The sequence below is a fragment of the Extibacter muris genome, from assembly GCF_004345005.1.
Taxonomy (GTDB): Bacteria; Bacillota; Clostridia; order Lachnospirales; family Lachnospiraceae; genus Extibacter; species Extibacter muris.
Genome location: NZ_SMMX01000007.1, coordinates 1 through 21,069, shown reverse-complemented (window position 1 = coordinate 21,069; position 21,069 = coordinate 1). Strand labels below are relative to the sequence as shown.

General features: G+C 47.2%; 25 protein-coding genes, 2 pseudogenes and 1 other annotated feature. Of the genes and pseudogenes, 23 read left to right on the top strand and 4 right to left on the bottom strand.

Annotated features, from left to right (window positions below):
* Positions 1-29: 29 nt before the first annotated feature.
* The 14 genes from E1963_RS09785 (at position 30) to E1963_RS19705 (ending at position 10,812) form a co-directional block, all read left to right on the top strand.
* Positions 30-947 (top strand): dihydrodipicolinate synthase family protein, encoded by a 918-nt coding sequence (locus tag E1963_RS09785; protein WP_132277543.1) that lies wholly within the window; start codon positions 30-32, stop codon positions 945-947.
* A gap of 25 nt (positions 948-972) precedes the next feature.
* A complete protein-coding gene (locus E1963_RS09780) occupies positions 973-2,478 on the top strand; it encodes a sodium:solute symporter family protein (RefSeq protein ID WP_132277541.1) in 1,506 nt (501 codons plus the stop codon).
* Positions 2,479-2,505: 27 nt separating this feature from the next.
* A complete protein-coding gene (locus E1963_RS09775; RefSeq protein WP_132277539.1) occupies positions 2,506-2,958 on the top strand; it encodes a NanQ anomerase/TabA/YiaL family protein in 453 nt (150 codons plus the stop codon).
* 5 nt (positions 2,959-2,963) lie between these two features.
* Positions 2,964-3,128 carry a hypothetical protein gene (locus E1963_RS19710; RefSeq protein WP_167482171.1) on the top strand — a complete coding sequence of 55 codons (165 nt, stop codon included), beginning with the start codon at positions 2,964-2,966 and terminating at the stop codon, positions 3,126-3,128.
* Positions 3,125-4,048, top strand: a complete 924-nt coding sequence (locus E1963_RS09770) for an ROK family protein (RefSeq protein ID WP_132277537.1) — start codon at positions 3,125-3,127, stop codon at positions 4,046-4,048. The genes E1963_RS19710 and E1963_RS09770 overlap by 4 nt, the downstream gene beginning before the upstream one ends.
* 29 nt (positions 4,049-4,077) lie before the next feature.
* Positions 4,078-4,911, top strand: coding sequence for a MurR/RpiR family transcriptional regulator (locus E1963_RS09765; RefSeq protein ID WP_132277535.1), 834 nt, complete (start codon positions 4,078-4,080; stop codon positions 4,909-4,911).
* Positions 4,912-4,945: 34 nt separating this feature from the next.
* Positions 4,946-6,070 (top strand): N-acetylglucosamine-6-phosphate deacetylase, encoded by a 1,125-nt coding sequence (nagA, locus tag E1963_RS09760; protein ID WP_132277533.1) that lies wholly within the window; start codon positions 4,946-4,948, stop codon positions 6,068-6,070.
* Between the two features lie 5 nt (positions 6,071-6,075).
* A complete protein-coding gene (locus E1963_RS09755) occupies positions 6,076-6,786 on the top strand; it encodes a DUF5714 domain-containing protein (RefSeq protein WP_132277531.1) in 711 nt (236 codons plus the stop codon).
* A gap of 74 nt (positions 6,787-6,860) precedes the next feature.
* Positions 6,861-7,119, top strand: a binding site (T-box leader).
* A 104-nt stretch (positions 7,120-7,223) separates the two neighbouring features.
* The gene (gene tyrS, locus E1963_RS09750; RefSeq protein ID WP_132277529.1) at positions 7,224-8,447 is read left to right on the top strand and encodes a tyrosine--tRNA ligase; all 1,224 of its coding nucleotides are present in this window, start codon (positions 7,224-7,226) and stop codon (positions 8,445-8,447) included.
* 38 nt (positions 8,448-8,485) lie between these two features.
* Positions 8,486-8,992: a flavin reductase family protein gene (locus E1963_RS09745; RefSeq protein WP_132277527.1), complete on the top strand. Its 507-nt coding sequence runs from the start codon at positions 8,486-8,488 to the stop codon at positions 8,990-8,992.
* 119 nt (positions 8,993-9,111) lie between these two features.
* Positions 9,112-9,546, top strand: coding sequence for a sigma-70 family RNA polymerase sigma factor (locus tag E1963_RS09740; protein ID WP_243117664.1), 435 nt, complete (start codon positions 9,112-9,114; stop codon positions 9,544-9,546).
* A 117-nt stretch (positions 9,547-9,663) separates the two neighbouring features.
* Complete coding sequence (locus E1963_RS09735; RefSeq protein WP_132277525.1) at positions 9,664-9,933, top strand: hypothetical protein; 270 nt, start codon at positions 9,664-9,666, stop codon at positions 9,931-9,933.
* A 9-nt stretch (positions 9,934-9,942) separates the two neighbouring features.
* Positions 9,943-10,659, top strand: coding sequence for a DUF4179 domain-containing protein (locus E1963_RS09730; protein WP_132277523.1), 717 nt, complete (start codon positions 9,943-9,945; stop codon positions 10,657-10,659).
* A gap of 15 nt (positions 10,660-10,674) precedes the next feature.
* On the top strand, positions 10,675-10,812 hold the full coding sequence (locus E1963_RS19705) for a hypothetical protein (protein ID WP_167482170.1): 138 nt from the start codon (positions 10,675-10,677) through the stop codon (positions 10,810-10,812).
* Between the two features lie 67 nt (positions 10,813-10,879).
* Here E1963_RS19705 and E1963_RS09725 read toward each other — a convergent pair whose 3' ends face one another.
* Together E1963_RS09725 and E1963_RS22655 are read right to left on the bottom strand one after the other, a co-directional pair.
* Positions 10,880-12,193 carry an alpha-amylase family glycosyl hydrolase gene (locus E1963_RS09725; protein WP_132277521.1) on the bottom strand — a complete coding sequence of 438 codons (1,314 nt, stop codon included), beginning with the start codon at positions 12,191-12,193 and terminating at the stop codon, positions 10,880-10,882.
* A 319-nt stretch (positions 12,194-12,512) separates the two neighbouring features.
* Positions 12,513-13,600 (bottom strand): annotated as a pseudogene (locus tag E1963_RS22655) (IS110 family RNA-guided transposase).
* A 286-nt stretch (positions 13,601-13,886) separates the two neighbouring features.
* Here E1963_RS22655 and E1963_RS09715 point away from each other — a divergent pair.
* On the top strand, positions 13,887-14,327 hold the full coding sequence (locus E1963_RS09715) for a GNAT family N-acetyltransferase (RefSeq protein ID WP_167482169.1): 441 nt from the start codon (positions 13,887-13,889) through the stop codon (positions 14,325-14,327).
* A gap of 13 nt (positions 14,328-14,340) precedes the next feature.
* On the opposite strand, the gene E1963_RS09710 is transcribed toward E1963_RS09715, so the two are convergent.
* Both E1963_RS09710 and E1963_RS09705 read right to left on the bottom strand, forming a co-directional pair.
* Complete coding sequence (locus tag E1963_RS09710; protein ID WP_132277517.1) at positions 14,341-14,955, bottom strand: GNAT family N-acetyltransferase; 615 nt, start codon at positions 14,953-14,955, stop codon at positions 14,341-14,343.
* Between the two features lie 67 nt (positions 14,956-15,022).
* Positions 15,023-16,384 (bottom strand): MATE family efflux transporter, encoded by a 1,362-nt coding sequence (locus tag E1963_RS09705; protein WP_132277515.1) that lies wholly within the window; start codon positions 16,382-16,384, stop codon positions 15,023-15,025.
* 144 nt (positions 16,385-16,528) lie between these two features.
* Here E1963_RS09705 and E1963_RS09700 point away from each other — a divergent pair, with 144 nt between their 5' ends.
* The 8 genes and pseudogenes from E1963_RS09700 to E1963_RS22650 form a co-directional block, all read left to right on the top strand.
* Positions 16,529-17,320, top strand: coding sequence for a nitroreductase family protein (locus tag E1963_RS09700; protein WP_132277513.1), 792 nt, complete (start codon positions 16,529-16,531; stop codon positions 17,318-17,320).
* Positions 17,321-17,514: 194 nt separating this feature from the next.
* Complete coding sequence (rplM, locus tag E1963_RS09695) at positions 17,515-17,943, top strand: 50S ribosomal protein L13 (protein WP_049730217.1); 429 nt, start codon at positions 17,515-17,517, stop codon at positions 17,941-17,943.
* 28 nt (positions 17,944-17,971) lie between these two features.
* Entirely contained in the window at positions 17,972-18,364 is a 393-nt protein-coding gene (gene rpsI / locus E1963_RS09690; RefSeq protein ID WP_006444354.1) for a 30S ribosomal protein S9, read from the top strand.
* Positions 18,365-18,511: 147 nt separating this feature from the next.
* Positions 18,512-18,772 carry a DUF4160 domain-containing protein gene (locus E1963_RS09685; protein ID WP_132277512.1) on the top strand — a complete coding sequence of 87 codons (261 nt, stop codon included), beginning with the start codon at positions 18,512-18,514 and terminating at the stop codon, positions 18,770-18,772.
* Positions 18,773-18,786: 14 nt separating this feature from the next.
* Positions 18,787-19,062, top strand: coding sequence for a DUF2442 domain-containing protein (locus E1963_RS09680; RefSeq protein ID WP_132277511.1), 276 nt, complete (start codon positions 18,787-18,789; stop codon positions 19,060-19,062).
* A 221-nt stretch (positions 19,063-19,283) separates the two neighbouring features.
* Positions 19,284-19,604, top strand: a complete 321-nt coding sequence (locus E1963_RS09675) for a DUF4258 domain-containing protein (protein WP_201272026.1) — start codon at positions 19,284-19,286, stop codon at positions 19,602-19,604.
* Positions 19,605-19,606: 2 nt separating this feature from the next.
* Positions 19,607-19,834: a type II toxin-antitoxin system MqsA family antitoxin gene (locus E1963_RS09670; protein ID WP_132277510.1), complete on the top strand. Its 228-nt coding sequence runs from the start codon at positions 19,607-19,609 to the stop codon at positions 19,832-19,834.
* A gap of 442 nt (positions 19,835-20,276) precedes the next feature.
* Positions 20,277-20,909 (top strand): annotated as a pseudogene (locus tag E1963_RS22650) (group II intron maturase-specific domain-containing protein); the annotation flags it as partial.
* Positions 20,910-21,069: the final 160 nt, after the last annotated feature.

Below are 21,069 nucleotides of genomic sequence, written 5' to 3'. Positions count from 1 at the left end.
AGATATTCAAGTAAAAGGAGAAGTGTATCATGAGAAATCTGGACAAGTACAAAGGAGTTATACCGGCATTCTATGCCTGTTATGACAAGGACGGCAATATCAGCCCGGACGGCGTACAGGCGCTGACACGCTATTTTGTCGAAAAAGGTGTCAAAGGCGTATACGTGAACGGCTCATCAGGAGAATGCATCTACCAGAGCGTGCAGGACAAGAAGACTGTCCTGGAAAATGTGATGGAAGCCGCACAGGGACAGCTTACCGTCATTGCACATGTTGCCTGTAACAATACGGAAGACAGCAAGGTGCTGGCTGCCCACGCGGAACGTCTCGGCGTAGATGCCATAGCCGCGATACCTCCGATTTATTTCCGTCTGCCGGAGCATGCCATTGCTGAATACTGGAATGATATCAGCGCTGCTGCCCCGGACACGGATTTTGTCATCTATAACATCCCTCAGCTCGCAGGCGTAGCGCTTACGATGGACCTGTTTGCTAAGATGAGAAAGAATCCAAGAGTCATCGGCGTGAAGAATTCATCCATGCCGGTACAGGATATCCAGATGTTCAAAGCCGCTGCGGGAGAAGATTATATCATCTTCAACGGGCCGGACGAACAGTTCATGAGCGGCCGTGTCATCGGGGCGGAAGGAGCGATCGGCGGAACGTACGGAGCGATGCCGGAACTGTTCCTCAAGCTGGATGAACTGGTGCGTGCGGGCAATATGGAAGAGGCGAGAGCATTGCAGTATGACATCAATTCCGTCATCTACAAAATGTGCGCCGCACACGGCAACATGTACGGCGTCATCAAAGAAATCCTTAAGCTAAATGAAGGCCTTGTGCTCGGAGGGGTGCGTAAGCCGCTGCCTTCTCTTGTGGAGGCGGACATGGCTGTTGTAAAAGAGGCGGCACAGATGATTACAGATGCGAAAGCGAAATATCTTTAGGATGATACTTTAGGAGGAAGAGAAGATGCAGGGTTTTACAGTCATTGATTTGGTTATTCTGATCGTGTATTTGGCAGCGGTACTATTCGCCGGCCTTCATTTTGCCAAAAGAGAGATGAAGGGAAAAGAATATTTTAAAGGAGATGGGACCGTGCCGTGGTGGGTGACGTCCGTATCCATTTTTGCAACTTTGCTAAGTCCCATATCCTTCCTGTCTCTTGCGGGAAATTCTTATGCCGGAACATGGATCATGTGGTTTGCACAGCTCGGCATGCTGCTGGCAATCCCGCTTACGATCAGGTATTTCCTCCCGATATACAGCAGGCTGGATATCGATACGGCATACCATTATCTGGAACTTCGGTTTGGAAGCAAAGGGCTGCGCGTGCTCGGAGCCGTCATGTTCATCATCTACCAGGTGGGCCGTATGTCCATCATCATGTACCTGCCGTGCATGGTGCTTGGGAGCCTGACGGGAGTCAGTGTGAACGTGCTCATCATCATCATGGGTGTCATAGCAATCATCTACTCTTACACAGGCGGGCTAAAGTCCGTACTCTGGACAGACTTTATCCAGGGTTCCGTCCTCCTGATAGGTGTGACATTTGCCCTGATATTCCTGCTCGCCAACATAGACGGGGGAATCGGAGCCATCTTCCATTCCTTCACGGCAGAGCATAAGTTCCTTGCAGCGGACCAGCCGATATTTGACATAAATATATTAAAAGACAGCGTATTCATCATGATTGTAGGGGCAGGGCTCAACACGATGGGCTCCTACGTATCGAGCCAGGACATCGTGCAGCGTTTTACCACAACGACGGATACGAAGAAGCTGAACAAGATGATGCTCACGAACGGAGCGCTTTCCATCTTCATCGCAACGGTATTCTACCTTATCGGTACAGGACTGTACGTGTTCTATCAGCAGAACGCGCTTCCGCCGGCAGCGGCACAGGACCAGATATTTGCATCCTATATCGCGTTCGAGCTTCCGGTAGGTATCACGGGGCTTCTGCTGGCGGCCATCTATGCGGCGTCACAGTCCACGCTCTCTACCGGGCTCAACTCCGTGGCATCGAGCTGGACTTTGGACATCCAGGCAAGGCTTACGAAGAAGGAATTGAGCTTCGAGAAGCAGACGAAAATCGGACAGTACGTATCGCTTATCGTCGGCATCTTTGCCATCGTCGTTGCCATGGTGCTGGCAAACGGCGGCGTGAAGTCCGCATATGAATGGTTCAACGGGTTCATGGGGCTTGTGCTCGGTATCCTCATCGGAACATTTATCCTTGGTGCGTTTACGAAGAAGGCCAACACATTCGGCGCGGTTGCAGCGTTCATAGCAGCGTCAGCCGTCATGGTCGGTATCAAGTATTTTGCGCCGGCAGGAAGCGTATCGATCTGGTCCTATTCGCTTATCTCCATCGCCGTATCCCTCGTGGTGGGCATCCCGGCAAGTCTTATCTGGAGAAGAGTAAAGGGCGACGACATCGCTCCTGCGCCGGATACGACCGTATATAAGAATTAATGTGAGAAAGAGAGGAGTGCTTCAGACATGATATTTGGAAATGTCCGTAATTTAGAAGAATATCCGTTCCTGGAAAGCCCGGTGATAGAATGCCTTGACTATGCCAGAGAACATGATTTAATTGCATTTGAAAAGGGAAGGCATGAGATAGATGGTGACAGGCTGTTCGTCAATATCGTAGAGTATACGACGACAGAGTCCGCTAACCGGTTCTGGGAAGCGCACAGGGAGTATCTGGACATACACGTCATGCTGGCTGGTCCGGAACAGATAGATGTGAACTTTATCGATAATATGGATCAGAAAGAATATGTGCCTGCGGATGACTTCCTTCCTATGGATGGGGACAAGAACGGCCATGTAGTATTAGGAGACGGAGATTTTCTTATCTGCTATCCACATGACGCACACCGTACGGCGGTCAAGGCAGGTGAGCCGGCAGCGATTAAAAAGGCTATATTCAAAGTACGGATCCATTAAAGAGGTTGAGGGTCAGGCTTCTGCGCCAGCAGGGGACTGGCCCCTTCGGACATGGAGGAGAAGTCCGTGAGAGCATGAGGGCGCCGGAGATGCCGGGGCAGGAGATTGCAGAAAATATCTACTTATATTATAATGGTGACAGTGGCAGAGAGGCTGAGGAGAATATATGAAAAATTATGTAAGCATAGATATTGGCGGCACAGCTATCAAATATGGGGTCATCGATGGAAGCGGCCATATACTCTCGAAGCGCGAGAAGAAGACGGAGGCCTGGAAAGGCGGCCCTTCTATTCTGGATAAGGCGTCAGGCATCGTAGAGGAATATGTGAATCAGGAAGAAATAAGCGGCATATGCATATCTACTGCCGGAATGGTAGATACAAAGAAAGGAGAGATCTTCCATGCAGCTCCGCTCATACCGGATTATGCGGGGACGCGGTTCAAGACGGTTCTGGAAGAGCGCTTCAAGATTCCGTGTGAAGTGGAGAATGACGTGAACTGCGCAGGGCTTGCGGAGTCAGTGTCGGGTGCGGCCGTGGGCAGCAAGAGCACGCTGATGCTTACCATAGGGACCGGGATCGGGGGCTGTATCTTATTGGACGGCAAAGTATACCACGGCTTTAGCAACAGTGCCTGTGAAGTCGGATACATGCATATGTGCGGCAGCGATTTCCAGACGCTCGGCGCAGCAAGCATACTGACGAAGAAGGTGGCAGACAGAAAAGGGGAACCTGTAGAGCACTGGAACGGCTACCGCATATTCGAGAGCGCGGGCAAGGGGGACGAAGTCTGTATCCGGGCCATCGATGAGATGTCGGATGTCCTTGGAATGGGAATCGCCAATATCTGTTACGTGCTGAATCCCGAGACCGTAGTGCTCGGGGGAGGCATCATGGCGCAGGAGGAGTATCTGAAAGAGAAGATAGAGGCTGCCGTAGCCCGGTATCTCATCCCGGGCGTAGCGGGCCATACGACGATATGCTTTGCGAAGCACAGGAACGAAGCCGGGATGCTTGGAGCTTTTTACCACTTCAGGGAGAAGCAGTCCAAAAAGGTACCGGAAGCGGAAAATCTGGCAGAGATAAGGTAGAGATGAGGCAGAGATAAGGCTGGTGGGTCATGGAATATTATGTGAAGTCTGTAGTACCGTTGATTGAATCTAATTATGATAATTTTACGACCGTTGAAAAGAACATTGCAGACTTTTTCATCCAGAACAGGAAGAAGATGGACTTTTCTGCCCGGGCGGTCGCCGAGCTGCTCTTCGTATCCGAGGCGTCCCTTTCCAGGTTTGCCAAGAAGTGCGGCTACCGGGGCTATCGGGAGTTCGTCTATCAATATGAAGAGACGTTTGTAGAGAAGAAGGAATCTATCACCGGCAATACGAGGATGGTACTGAACGTGTACCAGGAGCTTCTGAATAAGACGTACAGCCTTGTAGATGAGGTGCAGGTTGCCAGGATCAGCCGTTTCCTGAACCGGGCGGCCAGGGTGTTCGTCTGTGGAATGGGGAGCTCCGGGCTTGCCGCGAGAGAGATGAAGCTCAGATTCATGCGCATCGGCGTTGACATTGATTCCATACAGGACAGCGACCTGATGCGCATGCAGGCCATATTTCAGAATGAGACATGTCTCGTGTTCGGCATCAGCATAAGCGGCGAGAAAGAGGAAGTGCTGTATCTGCTGAAAGAGGCCCACGAAAGAGGCGCCAAGACCGTGCTGGTGACGGCCAAGAACAATGAGGCGTTTGTCAAGTTCTGCGATGAGGTGCTGCTCATCCCTTCCCTTAAGCACCTGAACCACGGTAATGTCATCTCACCTCAGTTTCCGATTCTCGTCATGCTGGACATCATCTATTCTTATTATCTGGAGCAGGACAAGTACGAGAAAGAGATGCTGCATGACAATACGCTGCGGGCGCTGCAGCGGGAAAAGCCTGAGAAATATATATAAATGGCATATACATTCCATTGAGAGGAGATAAGGTATGGTAATTAAGAATGTAAAGGTATTTACAGAAGAGAAGACATTTGAAGATGGCGAGATTGTTATCAGGGACGGCCTCATATCTGAAGGGAAAGAGGACGCAGGAGAAGTCATAGACGGAGAAGGCTGCTATGCCATCCCGGGTCTGATCGATATTCATTTCCACGGGTGCAAAGGCTATGATTTCTGCGATGGCACGAAGGAAGCGATTCATGAGATTGCAAAGTATGAAGCATCTATTGGCGTGACGGCCATCTCGCCGGCTACGATGACACTTCAGGTGGAGACGCTTGAGAATATCCTTTCTACTGCCGCCGCATACAAAAAGGAGGCCGGAGACGGCGCCGACCTCATCGGCGTAAATATGGAAGGGCCGTTTATCAGCAAGGCGAAAAAGGGGGCCCAGGACGCCACATATATCATCCCTTGCAGCAAGGATATCTTCCACCGCTTCCAGGCTGCTGCGCAGGGGCTTATCAAGTACATCGGCGTGGCGCCGGAGGAAGAAGGGGCGCTGGAATTTGTAGGGCAGGTGAAGGATGAAGTGAACGTATCCCTGGCGCATACGAATGCGGGGTATGACGATGCCAAGGCAGCCTATGACAAAGGCGCCTGCCATGCGGTACACCTGTACAATGCGATGCCGCCATTCACACATCGGGCCCCGGGCGTCATCGGTGCCGTGTCAGACAGCGGGCATGTCATGGCGGAGCTGATTTGTGACGGCGTGCACATCCATCCGTCTGTCGTGCGTGCCACGTTCAAGATGCTCGGCGCCGACCGGATTATCTTAATCAGTGACAGCATGCGTGCAACGGGCATGCCGGACGGGGAATACACGCTCGGCGGCCTTGCGGTCCATGTGACAGGAAACCGGGCGACACTGGTGTCAGACGGTGCCCTTGCGGGATCTGCTACGAATCTTATGGACTGCCTGCGCACGGTGGTAAAAGAGATGGGGATCCCCCTCGAGACCGCTGTTGCGTGTGCCACGATGAATCCGGCAAAAAGCCTTGGAGAGTACGACAAGTACGGCTCCCTCACGCCTGGCAAAAAGGGGGATGTGGTGCTGCTTGACAAGGAACTGAACCTGAAAGCTGTCATCAAAGACGGGAAAAGGATATAGGAGAAATGTACAGAAGAGAAGGCGCCTGCCTTGTATGCGGCAGAAATCTTGAATACTATGACAAGGCGATAAAGCTGGAATGCGCCCTGTGCGGGCAGAGTTTTGATAGCCGTGCCGCCTGCACAGACGGACACTATGTCTGCGACCGCTGCCATGCCGAAAGAGGAATTGAAGTGATACTGGATACATGCAGACGGACAGCTTCACGTAATCCGATTGCCATCATGCAGGAGATGATGGAGGATCCGTTCATATACATGCACGGGCCGGAACACCATGTGATGGCAGGCGCGGCGCTTCTGGCGGCTTACCACAACTGTGGCGGGGATATCGGCCTCTCAGAAGCCCTTGCGGAGATGCGGGCCAGGGGAAGCGAGGTGCCCGGCGGGGCGTGCGGCATGTGGGGCTGCTGCGGAGCGGCCGTCAGCACCGGAATCTTCATGAGCATCGTCACAAAGGCGACACCTCTGACGGGCAGATCCTGGCAGCTGTCCAACCGGATGACAGCCAGGGCGCTGGGGGCAATCGCCGCGCTTGGCGGGCCGCGCTGCTGCAAACGGGACTGCTTTACCGCCGTAAAAGAGGCAGCTGCGGAAGTAAAGGAGACCTTTGCCATAGTGATGGAACTGCCGGAAAAGATTGAATGTGGATTTTTCGTGGAAAATAAGCAGTGCCTGAAACAGAACTGCCCGTACCATCCCTCTGCACGGAAATAGCACATATTGAAATTAATTCTTGACAAAAAAACAGAAATACGTTACCATTTCAGACAAGCAAGACAAGATAATGAACAAAGGCTTTGAAAAGAAGAAGTAGCGGTCCGCACACCCATACAGAAAGCAGCCGGCAGATGAGAGGCGCATGAAGGAGCAGACGGTGAATACATCTTGGAGCCGCACACCGAAACCTGAGTATTGGAAGGAAAGTAGGCTGTGCCGCGGGGCATGCGTTAACGTGCATAAGCTGTACATTAGCAGCTTTCAGAGACCGGCAGCGTAAGCTGCAGGTGAAGTAAGGTGGTATCACGGGAATCAGACCTCGTCCTTTCTATTGGGACGAGGTTTTTTTGTCGGAATTAGCAAAGGGGTCAGACCCCTTTGCTAATTCACGATATTATCTGACAATTATTATAATTTTAAAGGAGAGATAAGCTATGGGAATTTATGAAGAGTTGCAGGCGAGAGGCCTGATTGCCCAGGTTACGGATGAAGATGAGATCAGGGAGCTGATCAACAATGGGAAGGCGACGTTTTATATCGGGTTCGACCCGACGGCGGACAGTCTTCATGTGGGACACTTTATGGCGCTCTGCCTGATGAAGCGTCTGCAGGATGCGGGCAATAAGCCGATTGCCCTTATCGGCGGCGGGACAGGCTATATCGGTGACCCTTCCGGCAGGACGGACATGCGTTCCATGATGACACCGGAGATGATTCAGCACAACTGTGACTGTTTCAAAAGACAGATGAGCAAGTTCATTGATTTTTCAGAAGGCAAGGCACTCATGGTGAACAACGCGGACTGGCTGCTGGATCTGAACTATATCGATATGCTCCGCGAGATTGGCCCGCATTTTTCGGTCAACCGGATGCTGGCTGCAGAGTGCTACAAGCAGAGGATGGAGAAAGGGCTTACGTTCCTTGAGTTCAACTATATGATCATGCAGAGCTTTGACTTCTACATGCTGTACCAGAATTACGGATGCAACATGCAGTTTGGAGGGGATGACCAATGGGCGAACATGCTAGGCGGTACGGAGCTTATCCGCCGGAAACTTGGAAAGAATGCATGTGCCATGACCATTACGCTGCTTCTGAATTCAGAAGGAAAGAAGATGGGCAAGACGCAGAACGGAGCGGTCTGGCTTGACCCGGAGAAGACTTCTCCGTATGACTTCTATCAATACTGGAGAAATGTAGGAGACACGGATGTGCTCAAATGTATCCGTATGCTGACATTCCTGCCGCTGGAAGAGATTGAGAAGATGGATTCCTGGGAAGGCGCACAGCTGAACACCGCCAAAGAGATTCTTGCCTACGAACTGACAAAGCTCGTACACGGGGAAGAAGAAGCGGAAAAAGCACAGGAGTCTGCAAAAGCGCTGTTCAGCCAGGGGGCTGCCGCACAGATGCCTACCGCAGAGATAACAGCCGATAATCTTGATGACGGATGCATCGATATCCTCACGCTTCTGCTAAAGAGCGGCCTCGTGCCGTCCAAGTCGGAGGCGAGACGTGCGGTACAGCAGGGAGGCATCTCTGTGGACGGGAAAAAGGTCACAGATATCCAGGAGGTATTTGCTTCGGATGCATTTGCAGGAGAAGGAATGATATTAAAAAAAGGCAAGAAACATTTCCGCAAAGTTGTGTTAAAATAGTATTAACGGCAGATGGCCGCTAGAAGGAGGAATGTGTGATGGCTTTTAAAGAAATAGCAATCGAAGAACTGAGCTTCAACCCTTTTGAGAAGATATCAAAGCAGTGGATGCTCATCACTGCGGGGGATGAACGGAAATCCAACACGATGACCGCAAGCTGGGGAGGCGTCGGAATCATGTGGGGAAAGCCGGTAGTGACTGCGTATATACGACCCCAGAGATATACGAAGGAATTCGTGGATATGAATGATACATTTACCATATCCTTCCTGCCGGACGGACAGCGGAAGGCATTGAACGTATGTGGCGCCGTGTCCGGACGCGACGTGGAGGATAAGTGGAAAGAAGCAGGCCTTCATCCATACTATGTAGAGGACTCTGCGGCGGTGGAAGAGGCGGAGATGATATTCGTATGTAAAAAGCTGTATGCACAGGAAATGTATCCCGAATGCTTCATAGAGACGGAATGTGATACAAAGTGGTACCCTGAGGCGGACTATCATACGATGTACATTGCAGAAATTACAAAAGTCTTAATAAAATAAGGGAAAAGGATGTTGATTTGAGTGTAATATTCCAATCAACATCCTTTTTTGGATAGATTTTCCCGCTTTTCGGCGAAGTAATAAGTGTAGGGGCGATACACCTGCGCGAGGTAAAAGCTATGAAGATAACGGAAAGCAATTTTGTCGAGCAGCTGAAAAAGCACGATGAGAAGGCGCTCATGTATGTGATAAGTGAATATGGTGGCATGCTGAATGCTATAGTATGTACGCGTCTCAGGCTTTTGAAAGACTATCAGGAGGAGTGCCTCAACGATGTATTCCTAGGGATCTGGAAGAATATCGGGAGCTTTGACATGGAAAAAAGCAGTTTCAAAAACTGGTGCGCCGGGATTGCAAGATATAAGGCATTGGATTTCCTTAGAAAATACTACCGGGAGCTTACTTTTGAAAATATCGATGAAATGGATATTCCAAAGGTGGACGAGGAGCTGGAACGTATTGCCGAGCAGGAGATATCCGAGGAGCTGGAGCAGATGCTAGATTGCCTGAGCGAGACGGACAGGGGGATTTTCCTCAAGCTTTATATGGAATAGAAGGATCTGGATGAAGTAAGCACGGAGACCGGGCTTAAAAAAGAGGTCATCTATAACCGTCTGTCCAGGGGAAAGAAACGTATACGTTCCATGTATGAAAGCAGGGAGGTGTAGGAGATGAAAAATATATACGATTATCTGAATGATATCAAGACTGATGCAGCTCCATATACGTCTGAAACATTTTCACAATTGGAGTCAAAAAGATGGCAGAAGAGGATACGCAGGCAGATACACGGTTCAAAAAGACGGATATATGCGGCCTGCGCGGCTTGTGCGGTCCTATGCCTGACGGCGCTGGCAGCAGGCCCGTTCAGAGGGCAGGTGAATGCTGCCATGAAGTCCGCATCTGAGAGTATCAGCAGATGGCTTTCCTCCGGCAACTGAGAAAAAGACGTGTCCCCGTATGAGACTGTGGTCAATACAGAGACGGAAAGCGACGGTATAGAAGTGAAGCTGGAATCAGTAATTTTAGATGACCGTCAGCTTATGATAACTCTGACCCAGAAATATCCGGATAAAATGGCAAAACAGGCGGAAAAAGAGCTGGAAAGCATAAAATACAACACAAATAACGGGTATGCCGTCTATGTAAATAAAAATAGTACCTTTGATGATATGCGTAAAGAGCTAAAGAGTTCAATGGATAATGAAGACCTGGAGAAAATAAAGCTTCCGATACTTGTGGCAGAGATTTATCTGAATGATGAAAAGGTCAGCGGCATGGAGCTGATTCATCCGGTTGAGGAGGAAGACGGCAAAGTCAGAGTGGTCTATGAGTGTGAACTGGAGAGCGGTAAGCTTGACATGAGCAAGGAAACTGCCACAAAGATAGAGCTTCAGGACGCGGCAGGAATCACCGATGGAAAATGGACTTATGAATTCAAGGCGGACTGGCACGAGCTCATGGCAGATACGACGAGCGTTACCCTGAATCAGGAAGTAAGCCTGCCGGATGGTAAGAAGATAACTCTTACAGAATACAAGCATAACGAAATGGGAACGTATCTCTACTATAAAGGAGATACAAAAGGACTCACACTGGAACTACGCGGCAAAAATGACCGCGGAGAAATCGTATGGTTCAGAGACTACGGAGCATCTGAAGATTGATTCGGAAGATTCAAATTGTATCAGGTCAATGAAGTGAGGGCAGAAGGAGCACAAAACATGGTATTGTCCGTCTACTCCCCGCAAAAAGACGAAGGAAAAGAAGCAGTGGCCTACTGCCAGTATGGTGAAGAATTCACCATACCGACAAAATAGGTACAGGGCATTTCTCATTTAGGTACACCACAAAGTCCAATTTGGGACGTAACAAAACTTAAAAAGGTTACGTCCCCATTTCAATATATTGTACGCTGTAGGGCGCCAGACTTATCTGTCCTTCTAACTTTACCTCTTGACCGGACAGCAATTCCGCGGCATCGCCTTCAAAACTGCCGTGGGCAGCCATATATGGCTGGTCTGCCGCATTTATGGCAACTATCATCCGTTCGGATCCAACGCAGCGCTCAAAGACGAGCTGATGGTTCTGGATAACAATATTTTTATAATCTCCATTGCACAGTGCTTCGCTCTTCTGGCGGATACGGATCAGTCTTTTGACGTAATCTGTCAGCTCGTTCGGCTTTGGCTGTTCAAAGCATGGCCGCAGGGCATAGTCATTATCGGGCTGCTTTTCGCCCGGCTCCCCCCATTCGCTTCCATAATAGATGCATGGAATCCCCGGCATGCCAAGAAGCAGGCCGTATGCCAGCGGAATATGGTTCTTATTCGTGAGGATGCTTGCAATCCTCGCCACATCGTGATTGTCTACAAAAGTGATGAGATGCTTTCCTCTGTATAAGCACCATTGGTCAGAGCCGTACTGCCTGTGCAGGGAATGTGCTATCTCAAACATGTTCATGGAATTGAAGCTGGAAAATATTCCTTTGTAACATTCATAATTCGTACAGCTGTGAAGCATCTCATCATTGACTATGAGATTGTAATCCCCGAACAATACTTCCCCGATAAGGGTAAATCCAGGTTTGATCTCACTGGTATATGTCCGCAGCCTTCTCATAAAATTGTGATCCAGGCTGTACGCCACGTCCAGACGCAGCCCGTCGATGCCGAATTCATCAATCCATCCACGTATGCAGCCAAGCAGATAGTCCGTGACAGCCGGATTCTGAAGATTCAGCTTGACGAGTTCAAAATGGCCTTCCCATCCCTCGTACCAGAATCCGTCATCGTAGCCGCTGTTTCCGTCAAAGCTGATATGGAACCAGTCCTTATAAGGTGACTCCCACTTCTTTTCCTGGACATCTTTGAATGCCCAGAACCCGCGTCCCACATGGTTGAATACCCCGTCCAATATAACTTTTATCCCGTGTGCATGGAGCGAGCCGCACACTTCTTTGAAATCGTCATTCGTGCCGAGACGGCAGTCGATCTTAGTATAATCTCTCGTATCATATCCGTGGTTGTCAGACTCGAATATCGGATTCAATATAATCGAGTCCACTCCGAGATTCTCGAGATAATCGGCCCATTCTTTCAGCTTAAGGATACGCGGCACGCAGATTCCGTCGTTATATACCGGAGCCCCGCAGAAGCCGATAGGGTAGATCTGATAGAACACACTGTTGTAAGCCCACATAAATAATACCTGCTTTCTTTAAATTAAGTACAAGGCGCCGGCCTGAATAATACATGCAGCTTTTACGGACGCCATAATAAGTATAACATATAAAGGGGATGTGAAAAAGGAGGCAAAAGTATTGTAAAAGCACAAAGTCTGTACTATATTTGGTGGTAGATACTTCGTTAAATGAGACTAACTATTAAAGAAAGTCAAGTAAAAAAAGAATTTTTGAATAAGTGGCAATGACTTTTCATTGCAATCAGTACCTTGAAAACTGCATGACAATAAGAGCATCTTTGTAGATGCTCTAAAAAGGAAATGATTATAGAAAGAGTTAAACGGATGCTATGTATGGGTGTCCTGACCTTTCCATTGCAAAGATAGTTCTAACAAGTTTTTTGGCAGCATGAGATAAAGCTACATTGTAATGTTTTCCTTCGGAACGCTTTTTCTCTAGATATGCACCGAAAGATTTATCCCAATGGCAGACATATTTTGTCGCATTGTAAAGGGCATAGCGGAGATATCTGGAACCACGTTTCTCCATACGGGAATGACAGTTATCCAGTTGACCGGATTGGTATGTGGATGGAGACATCCCAGCATAGGCCAGTATCTTATCGGCTGAATCAAAACGATTGAAGTCGCCGATTTCGGCAATGACCATTGCTCCCATCCGGTAACTAATGCCGGGAATGGTGAGAATAGGGGATTTGATCTCTTCATCCATGATCTGCTTGATAGCTGCCTCGATTTCATCAATTTCAGAAGTTAATTCCTGAATAAGGTTGATGGTATGTTTTAATTCCAAAGATTTCGCAGGCATAACAGAACCTATAGAGTCTCTGGCAGTTTGGCGGAAAAGGACAGCCGTATCTTTGCTGTAATGGCCTTTAGAGGCTTTGGAAAGTAGGTTTGTCAGCCGAGTAAGATGAGCAGATGCAACATAAGAAGCACCTGGAAATTCATAAAGCAAAGAATAGACGGATGTCATATGGAGAGTTGGAACAAGTTTTTCAAGTTCTGGTAAAGGATGCAAACAAGTCGAGATATAGATACCTTGAGGGCAGAACGTTCCTTTACTTTATCAAAACGATAACGAGTCAGTGATTTTAATTCTTCGTTGTGGTAAGATGTATCTGAGTAGGACTTTAAGTTCACATCAGACATCAACATAGAAGCAATTGTGCGGACATCTACTTTATCCGTTTTGGTCTGTCTAAGGCTTAGACTTTTTCTGTACAGATTGGTATGTAACGGATTGATAACGTAGGTCGGGAAACCTTTATCTAAGAGATATAGGTCATTAAACCCATCGAGATTGTTGGTGATGGTGAAAGAATTAAATAAAATTTCTCCATCAGTGTTTGTGATAAAGCAATCATGCTTATTTTTAGCAACATCAATTCCTACAAAAATCATATAGGACCTCCTAAGAATGTATTGATACTGTTTTAAGATCCACAGGACTCCTTGTGATTGTAACCTACTTCCTGATAAACCGTCATGCGGTAACTAACTGATTAACAAATGAACAAGGAGACTGTGGTTGGAGCCTCGTATGAACCATCAAGTGGTAGGAGGAATGAACCAATCCACAGTATCTTAAAATAGCATAGTCTAACCTGTAGAAAAGGTAAAGAATGACTATGACAATACTAATAGTAGGGAGTAATGAAAGGAAAGGAATATAGAAATGTCTGAGAAGATGATTTGCACGATGGATTATGCTTCACTTGTAGAACTCTTTGTAAGAGCAGGGCTGGAGATTCGCCCGGAAGATTCTGCGCCGGAAGGGCTGCTCACTTGCTTTGAACTGCTGGATGAGGAGACGGGCGGGAGAATCGGCGCTGCGGGCCTCGTGTATGACAAAGGTGCATACATCCTCCGCTGCGTGGCGGTCGAGGAAAGATACTGGGGCAAAGGATACGGCAAGAGGCTTGTCCGCGCGGTTATGGATGAGGCAGAAAAGCGGCGGGCTGACAGGATCTGGCTCACCGCCAAAGTGCCGGGGTTCTATAGGAAGTTCGGCTTTACCGTAGTTCCGATGGAAGATGCGCCTTTCGAGACAAAGTGCATCACATGCCTCCAGTACCACAATGGCTGTGATTCGGAAGTGATGGTATATTATTATAAGACGAAGAGATGAATATGGAATTGCCTTAATCTGTAAGCTTTCTGTATAAAAGACATTGAAGTTCCACTTTCTTATTACCGATTTCCAGTGTGATATCCCGTTCGCCTGCCCGCACGAATCCCCTGTGTTCATAAAACTGATACGTACAGGCATTATCGGTATATAGAAATACTTCTTTCCCCTTTTCTCTTCGTTCAAATTCGCGGAGCAGCAGGCTGCCGGTCCCTCTTGCGGTGCTCTCAGGGTCGGCGGCCAGAAAGACGATTTCTCCATCCGGGATTTTGCTATTGCGATACTGTATAAACAGTTCCCTGTTTGCCTCATCATAAACGCTCACTCCGTCTTTGGCGAAGAGATGCTGCAGAATATCAAATACTTTAACATAGAATGATTTTCCAAAAGTACGATATTTTTTATCTTCCCCTTTCATGTCCGCAAGCAGGACACCCGCAAGCTCATCTTCCTCATATGCTGCTATCACCTGCGTAGCCCTGTTCAATTCCAGATACCAGAAATATTTCCCATATAGCTTCAGCAATACTTCGCTGTCCATATACCAGTTGAAGTGCATGCCCGTTATGGCAAATGCAACGGCCTTTCTGTAATCTTTTTTTCTTAATTCTCTGATTTCTAAGTTCAAGAAGCTCTCCTCCATAAAATGGTGTTTTAATAAAAAGGGCCAGACCCCGCAAAAGGTCTGTCCCTGTTTAAGAGAGGTCTGGAGCCTTTTGTTCCTTTCGTTTTAAGAAAAACAGGAACCAGATAAGCAGGATGATTCCCTTGCATATGCTGGAGATGGTTATGCTCCACCAGATTCCGTTCAGTCCGAGCGCCGTCTCGGTGAGCAGCATGGCAAAAGGAATCCGGGCGGCTGTCAGCACGATGCCGACGACGGACGGCGGAACCGTACGTCCAAAGCCGGCGAATGCCCCGGCAGTCGTAATCTCCACGCTCATGAACAGCTGTGATACGCCCAGGATCATGAGATAATCCACGCCCATCGGCAGCACGTCCGGTTCTGCGATGAAGATACGGAATATAGGCGCCGGGCAGAGGGTGAGCAGCAGCGTACAGATGACGCCCCACACGAGGACTACGCACATGGCTGAAGCATATCCCTTCTTGATACGGGTACGGTTGCCGGCCCCATGGTTCTGCGCCACGAAGGAATTGACAGCTGCAGCGAAGCCGTCCGCAGTCATCCAGGAGATAGATTCGATCTGTGAACCCACCTTCTGGACGGCGATAGCCGCATCCCCGTATCCGGCCACGAGCCGGGCGATTATCATGGACATGCCGGTGAAGATGATGCTCTGTATGGAAGTGGGCAGCCCAATCTTGATGACCGGCATCATATACTTCCTGCTCGGCTTCTCTGTGACCTTCATATTGCGAAATACCTGCGTGTCCTTCGACGCAAAGTAAAAGAACATCAGTGTAACAATAAACTGCGCAATTACCGTAGCGACAGCAGCCCCCATGACTCCCATCTCAGGGAAAGGGCCAAGCCCGAAGATAAGCACAGGGTCGAGCGCGATATTGATGACAAGGCCCACCGAGGTTGCCAGAAAAGAAGAGCGGCTGTTGCCGACTGCGGTAAGTATGCCTGTAAATGTCTGGTTTAAAAAGGAAAATATGACAAAACCGCACGTAATCTGCAGATATATCTTCGCATCGGCAATGACGCCTGGGCTGTTCAGCCGGAAGAATCCGATAAGAGGACCGTTCAGCAGAACACAGAGAAGTCCGTATAGGATGCCGCAGAATGCCGTGAGCTGGAACGCATTGGCCGCGTAGCGTGAAGCGTCCGCCCTCTGCCCGGCTCCAAGAGCATGTCCGACATTAACCTGCCCGCCCATCTTCGCCAGCGTGGCCAGGCCGTTAGAGAGCCACATATACATACCGGCAGCGCCGACTGCTGCTACGGCGTTGCTTCCGATACGCCCGATCCATATCATATCCGTCAGATTATAAGCCATCTGTACGAGTGAAGTTGCCATAATCGGCAGGGCCAGCCGTGTCAGCGATGACAGGACAGGTCCATGTAACAAATCAACATTTTTTCTCATTTCCAAATACCCCCCAAGGTAAGATATTATAACATAAAACTTCCGGAATAAGGAAGGACAACGTGAGAAAATGCAGTAAGAAATGGAGAAAAATGTATATTTATGTTACTATATAGTGGAACGATTTCAGGAGGTTGATATCAGATGATTCAGATTAATTATGAAACATGTACCGGGTGCGGTGCCTGTAAGGGAGACTGCCCGGCAAACGCAATTAGGATAACGGAAGAGAAGGCGGATGTATATAAGGACTGCCTGCACTGCGGGCACTGTGTCGCCATCTGTCCTGTAAATGCAGTATCCATCCCGGAGTATGACATGGCTGGGGTAGAGGAATACGAGGAAGAGAAGTTCACCCTAGATGCAGGCTGTTATCTGCGCGCAGTAAAGTTCCGCAGAAGCATCCGCAGCTTCCGGCCGGAGAAAATTGGGCGGGACAAGGCAGAACGTGTACTCAGCGCAGGCCGTTATACCGCGACGGCAAGAAACCGGCAGGCCTGTACTTATGTGTTCATCCAGGACAGGCTGGATGAGTTCAAGGAACTTGTCTGGAAGGAGATGCCGTCTATATTGGAAAGCCTGAAAGAAAGCGCGCCGGAATATGCAAGGACATTCGAGTTCTTCTATATGAAATGGAAACGCAATCCGGAAGATGACACGTTCTTTTTCAACACGCCCGCTTTTCTCGTGATTGCTTCAGACAATCCGCTGGATGGTGGCCTGGCCGCGGCGAATATGGAAAACATGGCCGTGGCGGAGGGGCTTGGCGCACTGTACAGCGGTTATATGATGCGGGTAATCAGAAGCAGCCGTGTCCTTCAGGAGTGGCTGCAGACAGGCGGAAAGCGGATCTCCTGCTGCATGCTGCTCGGCTATCCGGCTGTTACATACAGAAGGACTGCGCCACGGAAAAAAGCTGACATTATGTGGAAATAGAATCTTTGAAGTGTTACTGAAACAGGCAGACTATGGCAGAAAAAGGTTAAAAAGAGGTTGACACACGTGGGTGCGTATAATATAATAAAACAGCATGACATGAGATGAATCAGTTTGAACCAAAGCCCCGGAGCAAACTGACTTCTGAATATAATAATTTTAATTGGATGTTAATTATCACAGGAGGTTAACCAATGAAGACATATATGGCCAATCCAGACAAGATTGAAAGAAAATGGTATGTAGTTGACGCTGCGGGATATACATTAGGACGTTTAGCATCAGAAGTAGCTAAGGTTTTACGAGGAAAGAACAAGCCGCAATTCACGCCGCACATCGACACAGGTGATTATGTAATCGTAGTAAACGCTAAAGACATCAAAGTGACAGGCAAGAAGATGGAGCAGAAGATGTATTATAACCATTCTGACTATGTAGGAGGATTCAAAGAGACTACATTAGAAGTCATGATGGACAAGAAACCGGAAAAAGTGATTGAACTTGCTGTAAAGGGAATGCTTCCAAAAGGACCTTTGGGAAGATCAATGATTAAAAAGCTTCACGTATACGCTGGACCTGAGCACGAGCAGCAGGCTCAGAAGCCGGAAGAGCTGAAATTTTAAGGGAAGGTTTGAAAGGAGGATATAGAAAGTGGCTAACGCAAAATTCTATGGAACAGGAAGAAGAAAAAAATCAATCGCAAGAGTATATTTAGTACCTGGAACAGGCAACATTACTATAAATAAAAGAAGCATCGATGAATACCTCGGGCTTGAGACTTTGAAGGTTATCGTACGCCAGCCATTGGTTGCAACAGAGACGGACGGCAAGTTCGATGTCATCGTTAATGTAAAGGGCGGCGGTTACACCGGACAGGCAGGAGCAATCCGCCACGGTATCGCAAGAGCACTTCTGCAGGCAGATGCAGATTACAGGCCGGTACTTAAGAAATCCGGATACCTGACACGTGACCCGCGTATGAAAGAACGTAAGAAATACGGTCTCAAAGCAGCGCGTAGAGCACCACAGTTCTCAAAACGATAAGCAGTTGCATATCTGCAATATATGGAAAACCCACAGACTCGATGTTTGTGGGTTTTTTTGAGATAGAAAATGTGGTATAATTAGTGTGAACAATAATTAGTGTCAACAATATATATTAAACACTGAAATAAGTAGGAGGAATATATAATGCCGGAAATATCACTATTTTATGGTATCAGGGTAACAATGTATTATGATGACCATAATCCCCCGCATTTTCATGCAGAATATAACGAAAATAAGGCAATAGTTGAAATAGAGAAAGCAAGAATAATAAAAGGTGCTTTGCCTTCAAGACAATTAAAGTTAATATTAGCGTGGTGTGTTCTTCATCAAGACGAATTGATGCAGAATTGGGAGTTATCAAAAGATGGGAAGCCGCTGAATAGAATTAATCCTTTAGTATAGCAGGAGGTGATAATATGTTCCCCAAGGTTGTACAAGTGATACCAATGAAAGACTACTCTGTATATGTATACTTTGAAGATGGTAAAATTGTGCGTTATGATATGTCACAAATGATTGAGAAAGAAGCGTTTTATCCACTAAAAGATATTGATGTTTTTATGGATACTTGTACGGTGTTGAATGATACCCTTGCATGGGATATTCATAAGAACCGGGATAATACTTCATGTTTAGATATTGACCCTGATACATTATATGAACTTCCGTTCGCGGTGGAACAAATTGCGTAATATTTGAGGTAAGAATATATGGGCGTGTCTGTGAACATACGGGTAACGAACACGTAACTGACAAATGACTTGAAAATGGCATATTTACAGCGTTCGGAGTTTACCAAGAGATAAGCAGCTGCATATCTGCAATATATGGAAAACCCACAGACTCGATGTTTGTGGGTTTTTTTGAGATAGAAATTGTGATATACTGATATCAATCGGTAACCTAGGGAGGAATGGTATTGTACAGGATAGAAAACTTCAAGGGAATGAATACACTTGAGAAAATAGCAATTACTAAACATGCAAAGGAAAGATTGGAAGAACGAGGAATAAAAGTCGATGATGTTATTCATTGTATTGATACAGGGGAAATAATCAAACAGTATGAGGAGGATAAGCCATTATCGAGCTGCTTGATATTAGGGAAAACAATTAATGAAAGTTATCTTCATATAGTGCTTAGCAAAGATGAAGATTTTATCTATTTTATAACAGCCTATTATCCTAATTGTACTCAATGGGAAGCAGATTTGAAGACCAGAAAGGAGCGATAAATATGTTATGCATGGAGTGTGGCGCCAAAGCCGAGAATGGATTTACGACAGATGTGACAGATTTGGGGAATTGTTTGGTGATTATAAGAAATGTTCCCTGTTATAAGTGTACGGAATGCAATGAAGTGGTTTACACAGCCGATGTAGTAAAACAGTTGGAAAACATTGTGGAGCAGGCAAAAAAAGTGATGCAGGAAATTTCAATCATCGATTATAACAAAGTTGCGTGATTTGTAGTCAATGGAGCAGTATGTACACATATGAAAATGTTCGGGTAACTGTCGCGTAACTAACAAACGCTTTAAAAATCCTTTGTTTTCGGCGTTCGGAGTTATGCAAGCGATAGGAAATTGCATATAATATAAGGGAACAAAGGAATTTGTTTAATTCAAGTGCATTGCAGTTTTAAGTAAAAACCTTTAGTTTAAGTGCTTCGCAGTTTGAAATGCGAATCGTTATTTATTCAGGGAGATAATTTATTTATCTCCCTGTTTTTGTTTGCCCAGCATGGGCAAACTCTAACGGGTGAAAGTCCCGAACATGCCCAGATAGTGGGAAGTGTATAGCTGAACAGCAAGGGTGTTTATCGCGAGATAAGATCTGAAAGAATCTGCAAGCAACCCCCTGGTCTGACGGACAGAAATCACATATAAGGCTGGTCTCCGAGAGATAAAAGAGCAATTCCATGAACATAGTTATGGATTTCGCCCGAATAGGTGTGCACAGCAGGCTATCATGACAAACTGATGCCCATCATTGGAAGAACCATAAAGGACGGGGATGTTATATCGATAATCCGTAAGTACCTAGTCAGTGGAATAAGGATAGACGATGAGTACGAGGACTCTGTGATAGGAACACCGCAAGGTGGAAATTTATCGCCATTGCTTGCAAACATCATCAGTAGAGAAGTTCAAAAAGAGAATGAAGAAACTGACAAGCAGAAGCTGGGGAGTAAGTAACAGCTATAAGATTTCGAAATTAAACCAACTCATTCGAGGTTGGATAAACTACTTCAAAATCGGAAGCATGAAACGACTTTGACGAGAAGTGGATAAGCATATCCGCTTCCGATTGCGTATGTGTATCTGGAAGCACTGGAAAACACCACAAAACCGAGCAAAGAACCTGATAAAACTGGGGATAAGCAGGAAATATGCATAGTCAACAGCATACACAGGAGCAAGGATAGCATATGTGTGTCGAAGGGGAGCCATGAACTATGCAGTAACAAAAGAGAGACTAACCCGATTTGGGGTAATCTCAATGTTAGATTACTACACCGAAAGGTGTGTTGCTTGTTAAGTTGATTGGACCGCCGTGTACGGAACCGTACGCCAGACTGTCTAACGATTATGATATATGTTATAATAATGATACAATATTTGGTATCGGAGGTGCTTCGTATATGGCATATATCGTTGGTTTGGATAGAAATCAAACAAAAATGATTACAACATCTTTA

What these genes read in the sequence shown, in the direction of transcription:
- E1963_RS09765 (WP_132277535.1), top strand. Translation starts at nt 4,078, where the DNA reads ATGGAATATTATGTGAAGTCTGTAGTACCGTTGATTGAATCTAATTAT.
- E1963_RS09705 (WP_132277515.1), bottom strand. Translation starts at nt 16,384, where the DNA reads ATGAGAAAAAATGTTGATTTGTTACATGGACCTGTCCTGTCATCGCTG.
- E1963_RS09775 (WP_132277539.1), top strand. Translation starts at nt 2,506, where the DNA reads ATGATATTTGGAAATGTCCGTAATTTAGAAGAATATCCGTTCCTGGAA.
- E1963_RS09745 (WP_132277527.1), top strand. Translation starts at nt 8,486, where the DNA reads ATGGCTTTTAAAGAAATAGCAATCGAAGAACTGAGCTTCAACCCTTTT.
- E1963_RS09755 (WP_132277531.1), top strand. Translation starts at nt 6,076, where the DNA reads ATGTACAGAAGAGAAGGCGCCTGCCTTGTATGCGGCAGAAATCTTGAA.
- E1963_RS09735 (WP_132277525.1), top strand. Translation starts at nt 9,664, where the DNA reads ATGAAAAATATATACGATTATCTGAATGATATCAAGACTGATGCAGCT.
- E1963_RS09700 (WP_132277513.1), top strand. Translation starts at nt 16,529, where the DNA reads ATGATTCAGATTAATTATGAAACATGTACCGGGTGCGGTGCCTGTAAG.
- E1963_RS09675 (WP_201272026.1), top strand. Translation starts at nt 19,284, where the DNA reads ATGGTATTGTACAGGATAGAAAACTTCAAGGGAATGAATACACTTGAG.
- E1963_RS09715 (WP_167482169.1), top strand. Translation starts at nt 13,887, where the DNA reads ATGATTTGCACGATGGATTATGCTTCACTTGTAGAACTCTTTGTAAGA.
- rplM (WP_049730217.1), top strand. Translation starts at nt 17,515, where the DNA reads ATGAAGACATATATGGCCAATCCAGACAAGATTGAAAGAAAATGGTAT.
- E1963_RS09685 (WP_132277512.1), top strand. Translation starts at nt 18,512, where the DNA reads ATGCCGGAAATATCACTATTTTATGGTATCAGGGTAACAATGTATTAT.
- E1963_RS09740 (WP_243117664.1), top strand. Translation starts at nt 9,112, where the DNA reads ATGAAGATAACGGAAAGCAATTTTGTCGAGCAGCTGAAAAAGCACGAT.
- tyrS (WP_132277529.1), top strand. Translation starts at nt 7,224, where the DNA reads ATGGGAATTTATGAAGAGTTGCAGGCGAGAGGCCTGATTGCCCAGGTT.
- E1963_RS09770 (WP_132277537.1), top strand. Translation starts at nt 3,125, where the DNA reads ATGAAAAATTATGTAAGCATAGATATTGGCGGCACAGCTATCAAATAT.
- nagA (WP_132277533.1), top strand. Translation starts at nt 4,946, where the DNA reads ATGGTAATTAAGAATGTAAAGGTATTTACAGAAGAGAAGACATTTGAA.
- E1963_RS09780 (WP_132277541.1), top strand. Translation starts at nt 973, where the DNA reads ATGCAGGGTTTTACAGTCATTGATTTGGTTATTCTGATCGTGTATTTG.
- E1963_RS09725 (WP_132277521.1), bottom strand. Translation starts at nt 12,193, where the DNA reads ATGTGGGCTTACAACAGTGTGTTCTATCAGATCTACCCTATCGGCTTC.
- E1963_RS09670 (WP_132277510.1), top strand. Translation starts at nt 19,607, where the DNA reads ATGTTATGCATGGAGTGTGGCGCCAAAGCCGAGAATGGATTTACGACA.
- E1963_RS09680 (WP_132277511.1), top strand. Translation starts at nt 18,787, where the DNA reads ATGTTCCCCAAGGTTGTACAAGTGATACCAATGAAAGACTACTCTGTA.
- E1963_RS09785 (WP_132277543.1), top strand. Translation starts at nt 30, where the DNA reads ATGAGAAATCTGGACAAGTACAAAGGAGTTATACCGGCATTCTATGCC.